This window comes from Flavobacterium sp. FG68, from assembly GCF_057808895.1.
Genome location: NZ_JBMDIY010000028.1, coordinates 70,568 through 81,622, shown reverse-complemented (window position 1 = coordinate 81,622; position 11,055 = coordinate 70,568). Strand labels below are relative to the sequence as shown.

5 protein-coding genes are annotated in these 11,055 nt (G+C 31.2%); 4 read left to right on the top strand and 1 reads right to left on the bottom strand.

Annotated elements, in window-relative coordinates; all coding sequences use genetic code 11:
• Positions 1-108: 108 nt before the first annotated feature.
• Positions 109-519: an XRE family transcriptional regulator gene (locus ACODSB_RS17340; RefSeq protein WP_488937973.1), complete on the bottom strand. Its 411-nt coding sequence runs from the start codon at positions 517-519 to the stop codon at positions 109-111.
• 441 nt (positions 520-960) lie between these two features.
• On the opposite strand from ACODSB_RS17340, the gene ACODSB_RS17335 reads away from it, so the two are divergent.
• The 4 genes from ACODSB_RS17335 (at position 961) to ACODSB_RS17320 (ending at position 11,052) form a co-directional block, all read left to right on the top strand.
• On the top strand, positions 961-1,146 hold the full coding sequence (locus tag ACODSB_RS17335; RefSeq protein ID WP_053470560.1) for a class IIb bacteriocin, lactobin A/cerein 7B family: 186 nt from the start codon (positions 961-963) through the stop codon (positions 1,144-1,146).
• A 952-nt stretch (positions 1,147-2,098) separates the two neighbouring features.
• Positions 2,099-3,082 (top strand): hypothetical protein, encoded by a 984-nt coding sequence (locus tag ACODSB_RS17330; RefSeq protein WP_488937972.1) that lies wholly within the window; start codon positions 2,099-2,101, stop codon positions 3,080-3,082.
• Positions 3,083-3,388: 306 nt separating this feature from the next.
• On the top strand, positions 3,389-7,420 hold the full coding sequence (locus ACODSB_RS17325; protein WP_488937971.1) for a DUF5977 domain-containing protein: 4,032 nt from the start codon (positions 3,389-3,391) through the stop codon (positions 7,418-7,420).
• A 5-nt stretch (positions 7,421-7,425) separates the two neighbouring features.
• Positions 7,426-11,052 (top strand): DUF6443 domain-containing protein, encoded by a 3,627-nt coding sequence (locus tag ACODSB_RS17320; RefSeq protein WP_488937970.1) that lies wholly within the window; start codon positions 7,426-7,428, stop codon positions 11,050-11,052.
• The last annotated feature ends 3 nt before the right edge of the window (positions 11,053-11,055 follow it).

Below are 11,055 nucleotides of genomic sequence, written 5' to 3'. Positions count from 1 at the left end.
CTTAATTAAATATTTTTGTCTAATTAAATCTGTATCGATTATTTAGGACTAGTCATATGTGTGATACTAAACTCAAATTTTACTTGAATTAATATCTTTTTATAAAGTTTATTTATCCTTTAATAATTTCTCTAAAACCTTAATATGTTCATCTTTGGTTTTCAAAAGCTCCAAATTTAAACGTTTAATTTCCTCTAAAGCTTCGATCCATTTTTCTATTGGATTTACATTAAATGTTGGACTATGCCCTGCATTCAAATAAGCTCCATTATCAAATGTATTTGAAATAATATTAATCGCCTGTTCTTCATCAAAATTCTGAAAAGCTTCAACAGGAATTTTTAAAACTGCAGAGATTTGTTTCAGCAGATTTTCTTCAATTACATCTTTCTGCTCCAGTAAAGAAATTTTCTTTTGGTTCCATTCTTCGCCCAAATCATAAGCTAATCCTTCCTGTTTTATGTTAAGCATTTCTCTGAAACGTTTTACGTTTCTTCCCTGATGTATTTTCTGTTCCATAATGAGTGTCAATTTTTCTAAAGGCTCAAAGACAAAGCCGTTTCAGATTAAAAATCCTGAGTTTCAAAGATAAAAAAATATCCCGTAAATATTCCTTTTGTCAGATATTATAACCAAATCTGTAATACTTTATCCATTTGAAAGAATGTATTCTTAGAATGTATTTTGATTTAAATAATTGAACAAAAGCTGCAAAATGAGGTAAGTCCGTAAAAAATCAATATTTAGATAAGATATATTCGTACAATGTAAGTTTTCCCTAAGAAATAACCATGACTGAATTAAAATATTTTCTAAATGATTTTTCAGAAGAAGAAGCATTTGAGAAGAGATTTAGTTCAATTTATAAAATATAGAAAAAATTCTTGCGCGAGGATAGACAAAAATCCCAAGTGTCTTTAAATGATTGGGGTATTAACTAAATTTTTAAAACCTTAGATTATGTTAAAAAAAATTTTAAAATTAAACGGAGCTCAAGAATTATCTAAAGATGAGCTAAAAGCGGTAAATGGTGGAATAACAGAAATTTGCGTTAAAGGGATTGCAAGTGGACTGGCCATTTTAAAAACTGGACCATGTCCTCCAAATTATCCTCTAGAGGGTGGAGGATGTTGCTTCGCAGATTAATAATTAATTTCACAAAAAAATATTTATTGTAAGACATGGAAAATTTAAGAGGTTAAGCTACCCCATACAAAGGCAGTTAAATTTTCAAACAAAAAACTTAAACTAATGCTCTTACTTTGTTGATTGTATAATGATATACTATCTTCAATATTTATATTTTTTTAAGAAGAGAGGAACTTATTTCCTCTCTTTTTTATTATAAAATTTCAAATTTCTTACTGCTGTTGCAATTGTTCCGATCGTAAACAACGAGATATAATGAAGGTTTTCTAGAGTCCAAACGAGATAATTCTCAAACCATTTTTAGTTGTTTCAATAAAATATTAGGATGTTTTGTTTTCTCTTTTAAATAAAAAATAAGATTTCAAAAAAAAGAGAGGTCTTACAGAATTTTCAAAAGATAAGGTTAAATAAGCCCTAATAATAAAAATTAATTTAGAAATCTTTACTATTTTATTTGCTGTTTTGTTATTTTTTAGTATTAAAGCTAAATGTAGAAGAGCATAATTATTTGATAAATTAAATGCTTAGTTTCGTACACTAAAAATAAATCTATATTTAAATTAAAAACTTTCGACATTTCTTAACTTGTAATTATTGTTTATACTTTAGATGAGGTGGAATTAGCCTTTGAATGTTAAGAAATCATAGATGTCGGTTGGTTTTGTTTTTTAACAATTATAATTTGCGCTTTCTGGATGATGTTGACAAATACATCAAAGAAAATAAGCATTTGTATGAAATTGCTTTTGTTACTGAAATCAATGTAAAACTTTTAAAAAACTTGAACAAAAATTATTTATGAAAATTAAAACACTATGCTTATTTTTTCTTCTTTCTGTAATTTCTATAAATGCTCAAATTTATACACCACAGAGTACAATTCAAGGAGCGTCAACAAATGATAATGTAGGTATTGGAACTAATGCTCCTGTAACTAAATTAGATGTAATTGGTATCTACAACACTTACTGTTGGGTTAGGCACTGTAGTGGGAAATAGACTTATAACATTAACACCAACTATTGATGCTTCAATGCCAAATATTCAAGGAATTCTAGCAGGAACAGGGGCAGGAAGTTTTACTTTACAAGGTTTAGGAGGAAACGTTGGTATAGGCTCTCAAAATGCACCAACCGGAAAATTAGATATTTTTACCGGTATTAATGGTGTTCCCACAACAATAGCATCATTACCTACTGGTATGATTTCATTTGCAAATAATGGTTTAAGTACAGCAGTTCCTACTATCTTTAGTAAAAGCAGCAACTCAATAGGATTCTCAATTTTCGCAGGCACAAATGATGCAAATATAAATCCAGATATGAGATTTGTAGTAATGGAGGAAGATGGTACTGATTTCGCAGCTCTCACAAGTCCAGCATTTAGATTCTCTAGATTCAGTACTCCACTAGTTGAAATTTTAAGAAATGGAAATGTTGGAATTGGAACTGCATCGCCAATAGCAAAATTTCATATCGTTGACACAAATGGAGGAGTTTTCTTTGATGGATCAAATGCAACATATAATAGATTTAAGTCAACAGCAGTTGCTCCAGGTAATCCAAAACCGTTATTGATTAGCGCACAATTATCAGGGACTACTCCTGATGTTTACATTACTTCTGGAAATGTAGGTGTAGGAACTATCAATCCAACTTCCAAACTTACTGTTGCTGGTAACATAAATTCTCGAGAAGTTAAAGTAACTGTTGATGCTGGAGCAGATTTCGTTTTTGAAAACAACTACAATTTAACATCTCTATATGCTCTTGAAAAATATCTAAAAGAAAACAAACATTTACCAGAAATCGCTTCTGCTGATGAAATGAAAAAGGAGGGAATCAATTTATCTGAAATGAATATAAAACTTTTGCAGAAAATTGAAGAATTGACCTTATACACAATTGAGCAGCAAAAAACAGTGAAAAACTAACAAAAATTATTGAAGCATTAACCATAAGATTGGAAGTCGTGGAAGGAAAATAATCTTAAACTGCATTGACTACAATTATATTGAAAACATGAGTATGAACAAGATTTATTTTTGTAAAATATGTAATGTGTTTAACAAATTCAATACCTTTTAATATCTATGCTTTGTTAAGATAAGAAATGAATAATCTAAGGGAGACTTTCTTTGATGATTTAAATGTTTCATGAAAGTGTAGAGAAAAAATAAAACGTACAATTCTTTAGTAAATCATATTTTATACTCTCAAAAATCAATTTATATTTTATAATGAAAAACATACAAACAAAACAAGTACTATTTTTTACGTTATTATTTTTAATTTCATTAAATGGCTTTACTCAAGTTTCATCTACATATGTACCTAAACTTAATATTCCTTCTTCTCCAGAAACATCTAAATTCAATCAGTTTGTAGATACTCCAGTTGGATACAATACTGGAATGCCTAATATTGACATTAATTTGGGAGAAATCAATATTGATGGCGTTTCTGTCCCTATTTCATTAAGTTATCATTCAGATGGTATAAAAGTTGATGAAAAAGCAACATGGGTGGGTTTAGGTTGGAGTTTAAATGCGGGATATAAGGTATCTCGAAAAGAAAATGGTATTCCTGATGAGAGCCGATTGTTTTTTCAACTCGATCCAAACTCACTTAATTCAATACAGGGAATTAAAAATTTTTCTGACAATAATCCTCAGACCATACCAAACTCTATGACTGTATCTACAGCGTTAAAAAAAGAGAATACTAATTCTGATTATCGCCCTGATGAATTTAATTATTCAACCCCTAGTTCAAATGCTAAATTTTTGTTTTCACAGCTAAAACAAAAATTTGTTGCTTTTCCTTCGAATATGGATAAAATAGAGGTTGATTATCAGTTAAGTAAAATCAATAATGTTAAAATCACTGATGATAGTGGTGTTAAATATTTTTATGGTATAGATTCAAATGCAAAAGAAAGAACAAATCCAATAGCTCATAATTTTTATAATTCATGGAACATAAGCAAAATTGAAAATATTAAAAACCAAGTAATTTCTTTTTCATATAACTTATATAGTTTACAAAACTACGAAAGACCAGTAGTTTTAATGGATAACCTTTCGACTACAATAAGTAATGATCAACTAATCAATTTAGAATCAAGTTATATTTCTGAAATAAATTATTCAGAAGGTAAAATAGAATTTATTGCTCAGACAAATAGACAGGATTTAAAACAATTTCCAAAATTGAACTCTATTATTTTTAGAAATAAAGCTAATCAAGTAATTAAAACTATAATCTTTAATTATTCTTATTTTGTAAACACTTTGCCAAATGCTTCAAGTGATAATTTTACTGAAAACAGTGGAAAAAGATTAAAATTAGATAGTATTGATATATTAAATAATATAAATACAGAAAAACAATCCTATTCTTTTTCTTATTACGATGCTAATATTCCAGATAGATTAAAAGGTGGTAGTGATTATTGGGGTTATTACAATGGAACTATTCAAAGTGGTGTGCCTTCTCGCGTAAAATACGCTACTAATATTACTACTGGTCAAGAAAATCCAGATATAATGAGTGGCTATTATTCTGGGGCTGATAAAAATATAAATACTCAAACTTTTAATACATTTTTATTAAAAAGCATCACCTATCCAACTGGTGGAAAACAAGAATATGTATATGAAAACAATTTTGGAAAACTTTCTAACAATAAAGATCAAACATTTTTTTGTTTAGCTAACAAGTATCTGCCTGTTAATCAAAAACTGCAAAATTGTAACATTAACATTTCTGGGCTTTTTAGTCAAACTTATGCAGACGGTATTTACTTCGGATCTCCTCAGCCTTCAGAAATAATTACTCTAAATCAATACGAAAAAAAATATATTTTTAGAACAAGCTTTCCAATTAATATCTCAAACGTAAAGAGTATAGGTATGTTATACACAAATAATCTGTCTCATAATTTTGATAAAACAGTACTTGGTGTAACAAATGCAAGTCAATTAAACATGGGTATTGAAGAAAAAAGATATTTAATAAAAAATGGTGTAAAAACCCTAATATCTGGTCCTGGTCCTATGAATACAAGTTTACCTAATAATAATGAAAAATATATTTCATATTATGCGACAAACTTATTAAATGATAATTATGATACTTTTGAAATAGAAATCTCATTTATTTATAACAAACTATTGACTCCGCAACTTAGTAATAGACCTTTTAATTTTAATTATAATTTAGATGATGTTAAAAGAGACTTCAATCAGTTAAACAATGATAATGTTTACTTAATAGGCGGCGCAAGAATTAAAGAAATAAATGTAATTGATAAAAATTCTATAATCAAAAAAAGAGGTTATAAATATTCAGATGATTTTTCAGAAAGTGGTTTGGCTTATTTTGTTCCCTCTTTTTCGCAAAGAAGAGTGAAATACAATCGTTATGTTGATGATCAATGTGGGTTACCATGTGGATATATTGCAGATCGTTATTGGTCTTATAGTTCAGATGGTATCTTTAATACATCCAATGGGAGTAATGTCGCTTATCAATATATAGAAGAACAGATTTATGGGACTGGTAATTCTTATTTAGGAAAAACAGTTTATGAATATTATTTGTCTACACTATCTAGTGATAATAATTATACTTCATTTAATGCAAATCCTTATTCATTTATAAATACTTTCGACTGGGTTAATAAATCATTAAAGGCTAAGAGAATTTATAATTCAACAGATGCTTTAAATCCTTTAGTTAAAGAAGAATATGAATATTTTTTTAATAAACCTAGTATAATAGAAAGCGTAGATGAAATAAGAAATGATTTGGCAATTAATGATATGATTATAACCCAAGGAGATGATTGCTTATATTCTATATTTTATACTTATGAGTATGCTAGTGTTTTTAAAAAATTGCCCTATTTTAAGCATTTTCAAGGATTTAGTTTGCCTAAAACAAAAACGATAACGGAATATTTTAATGGAGCTGCACTAATAAATACTACTAGCTATAATTATAATTTTACTGGAGATTTATTATTATTAAAAAATGAATTGACAACTAACTCTAAAAATGAAAATTTAGAAAAAAAATATTATTATCCAGTTGATTCGGCAGATCCTGTGAGTTCTAATTTAGTTGCAGCTAATAGGATTTCAAAACCAATAGATACAGAAACTTATAGAAATGGATCAAAGTTATCTGAAAATAAAACAATTTATGTTAATGACGCCACAACAGCAGGATTACTATTACCTAAGTACGAGTATGCTGCTAAATTCCCTAATAATTTACCTAACATTACTGATATTGGGACTCTGGAAAAGAAAATCACATACAATCAATATGATTCCAATGGAAATATTCAACAGTATACCCTTGAAAGCGGAATTCCAGTAAGTTTAATCTGGGGTTACAATAAAGCGCAGCTCATTGCGAAGATAGAAAATGCTACAAATGCACAAATAGCCACCGCATTGAGAGTTTCTGATGTGAATACCCTAAACGAAAGCAACTTATCAGCAATTAATGCTTTGCGAGGTGATATTTCTTTTGCCAACAGTATGATAACAACCTATACCCACAAACCCCTTGTTGGAGTAAGCACTATTACTGATCCTAAAAATGATACAGTTACATATGAATATGATTCTTTTGGCAGATTAGAATTGATTAAAGATTCTAAAAACAACATATTAAAGGAATTTGCTTATAACTACAAAACAGCTGTTCAACAATTTGGTAATTCAACCATTAGTAAATCTTTTACTAGGAATAATTGTGGAGCTGGTACAACAGGTGGAACAGTTACATATAATATTCCAGCAGGAAAATATGTAGCAAGTTCTCAATCACTAGCTGATCAGTTAGCACAGAACGATATGGATACGAATGGACAAAATTATGCTAATATAAATGGCTCATGCACAACTTCAAATAGTTGTTCATTTACTCAATCTGCCTCAATTCCAACTTTTACAACCTCCACAATTGGCTTTACAGATTCAACGGTTTCATTTTCATTTGTATTTACACCAAACGCATCACAAACTATAAATTTACAAAACTATGCCAGCATATCTTTAGGGAATATTACTTCTGGTTGTAATCCTACTGTTCAAAGACGCTTTAATTATGTAGAATCTACATCTCCATATAGACAATGGGAATTTACTGTAGAAACGTCAGGAGCCATTTCATTAAAACTATTATATTTTTCAGGAGTAATGTCAACGGACTGGAAAACTACTATATCCCTAATTAATGCATCATTTCCAAAATAAAACCAATGATTAAAAAAATAACCATCATTTGTTGCCTTGTTATGGTTTTTCAAATGACATTACAAGCGCAAACTCAATCTGAAAATTATATTAAAACCGTTACTTACAAGACAGCAAGTACCGTAAAAATAGCTGCACCTACTATTTTACAGGCATCACAGACGATTACTTATTATGATGGACTAGGAAGACCTATTCAGCAAATTGAAGGGCAGCAGTCTGCATCGGGAAAAGATATCATTACCCATATCAAATATGATGGTTTTGGAAGACAGGTAGAAGAATATCTTCCTTTCAAATCTTCTAATACGAATATGGCCTTTGATCAGACTGCTGAGGCAAACGTATTGGCATATTATGCAAATCCTATACTTACCATCACTGGAAATCCATCAATGGAAGCCACAACGAATCCTTTTAGCAGAAAAGAACTTGAAGCTTCTCCACTTAATCGGGTACTAAAACAAGCGGCTCCTGGAAACGACTGGAAATCAGGGGTAGGGCATGAAATAAAAATGGATTACCAAACCAATGGTTTAGAAGAAGTAAAACTTTTTACTGCCAATACCAATTGGGATGCAACAGCAGGATTGTACACAATTACTTTTTTAAATAGCGGTTATTATTTTCCTAATCAACTTTATAAAACCATTACTTATGATGAAAACACTGCTGCTACACCATCTGAAATAAATGGATCAACAATAGAGTTTAAAAATAAAGAAGGGCAGGTTATTCTTAAAAGAACATATGGAGCTGTTGGAACAGGTACAGTGAATGAGAAACATGATACCTATTATGTGTATGATATTTACGGAAATCTAACTTATGTGATTCCTCCAAAAGCTTTGGATCTTATAGGGACATCCACTGGTATTCAGGCCGATGTAACATCCACGGCAGTTGTAACTACGACAAGTGGTCCTTTAAACTTAACAGCAAGCAATTCTATTAGATTATTACCGGGCTTTAATGCAACAGTCGGAAGTACTTTTAGTGCGGTTATCGATAACACCAATCAAACCATTTTGGATAATTTATGTTACCAATACAAGTATGATTCGCGTAATAGGCTGGTTGAGAAAAAGCTGCCGGGTAAACAATGGGAATTTATTGTATATGATAAATTAGACAGGCTGGTAGCTACAGGACCTGCTAATTCTCCATTTTCAGATTTGAGTACTACAGGATGGCTCATAACTAAATATGATGCTTTTAGCCGCCCGGTTTATACAGGGTGGATGACTTCTACTTCAGCAACAAATCTAGGAAGAAAAGCATTGCAGGATGCTCAGAATAGCGCTGCACTTACCGTACTTAATGAAACTAAGCAAACAAGTGGAACAATAGATGGTATTGATGCCTATTACAGTAACATTGTAGCCCCAACTTCTTTTAAACTTCTTACCGTTAATTACTATGATAATTATACTTTTCCAAGTAACCCAACAATTGTAATACCTACAGAAGTAGAGGTGCAAGCTGTGTTGACGACTGCGCAGGTAAAAGGACTGGCAACTGCGTCCTGGACAAGAGTACCTACTACCAGCACAGCAATATTAGGAGAAACCAATGCTATATTTTATGATGCAAAGGCAAGGCCTATTCGTAACTATACTATAAATTATCTGGGAGGTTATATTTGCACTGACAGCAAGTTAAAGGATTTCTCTGGACGATTGGAATATACTATAACAAAACACCGAAGATCCTCTTTAGATACGGCTGACCTTATTACAAAAGAGACATTTAGCTATTCTGATCAGGATCGTTTACTAACACAGACACATCAAATAAATGGAGCTTTGCCAGCCGAGCTTATTCTAAGTAATACCTATGATGAATTAGGACAGTTAATTTCTAAAAAAGTAGGAAATACTGCGGCAGCTCCAACTCAAAACATAAATTATACCTATAACATCAGAGGATGGATGACGGGGATTAATGATATCAGTGCTTTGGCGAAAGCGGGAGATCCAAAAGATCTATTTGCTTTTAAGATAAATTACAATATGCCAACAACAGTAATTACCGGCGCAAAATCATTATATAATGGAAATATTTCAGAAACTTTTTGGACAAGTGCTTCTGAAGCTACACCGGTAACTCGTGCATACGGTTATCAGTATGATGACTTAAACCGCCTTAAAAATGCTGTATTTAAAAGAGGTACTGCTGTAGCAAATAATGCTTACAATGAAACACTGACTTATGATAAAAACGGAAATATCATAACACTTTTACGTAATGGGGGAAGCGATGTAACGGCAGTTCCAATAGATAATTTAGTCTACAGTTATGCCAATAATAACAGTACCAATCAATTGATGAAAGTGGCAGACAGCAGTAATAAAACTTTAGGGTTTGTTGACAGTGCGACAAATACGGTAGACGATTACAGTTATGATGCCAACGGTAATATGATCAAAGACAACAACAAAAACATCACGTTAATTACTTACAACCATTTAAACCTACCTACAAAAATAACTTTTGCTGCAACCGGAAAGATTGTATACCTTTACAATGCTTCAGGACAAAAGGTGCAGAAAATTGTAAATGAAACAGGGAACCCTACAGTAATTACAGATTATCTGGGAGGATATCAATATGATATTGTAAACAGTGTCAGTACACTAAAGTTTTTTCCAACTGCAGAAGGTTATGTTGAACCAGCCGGAAGTTCTTATAAATATATCTATCAGTACAAAGATCATTTAGGAAACATTCGTGTGAGTTATGATAAGACGCTTGCTATCAAAGAAGAAAGTAATTTTTATCCATTTGGTTTGAAACAGGAAGGATATAATAATATTAAAATTGGTGTAGAGAATAAGTATAAGTTCCAAGGTCAAGAGCGTCAAGATGAGCTGGGATTGGGATGGGACAGTTTTAAGTGGAGAAACTATGATCCTGCAATTGGTAGATTTATGTGTATTGACCCTTTAAGCGAAAAATATAGCTATCAATCTCCATATAACTTTGCTGAAAATCGAGTTATTGATGGTAGAGAGCTGGAAGGTTTAGAATGGGCCAATATTAAAAATAATGATGGGACTACTACTCGACAATTGACAATTCAAATGTATAATAATTCTTCATTGTCTGATAAACAAGTTGCTAAAGCAACAGAAACAATGAAGGCTGACTTTGCAAAAACATATAGTGGCGAGGGTGCTTCTGCTCAATTAGTTGTAAACAATGTTTCCGAAGCTAAAGGAGACTTCTTAGTTACTTTGGTTGATAAAATTTCTAATACTCTCTATGATAGTAATGGTGAGATTATTGGAACTGCTGTTACAGCTGGTAAAACAGGAGAATTAGGAAATACGCAAAAAAATGCCTTTGAAGTAGCTGCCACGGTTGATGGAGTAAAAGTAAGTAACTCAGATATGTCTAGGACGGTATCCCACGAAGCTGGTCACACGGCAGGCCTACAACATCCTTCACAATCTACAAATCCTGTAAATGATATTAGACAGGATGCTGAAGGTGTTTCAGCAAAAACTGTAAAGGATAACGTGATGAATTCTGATCAAAATAAAATTAATCCATCCCATTCTGGAACAAATGCAACTGCTGGACAACTTAAAAGCATGGATGAATTAATAAATAAACAACAAAAACAATAAGTC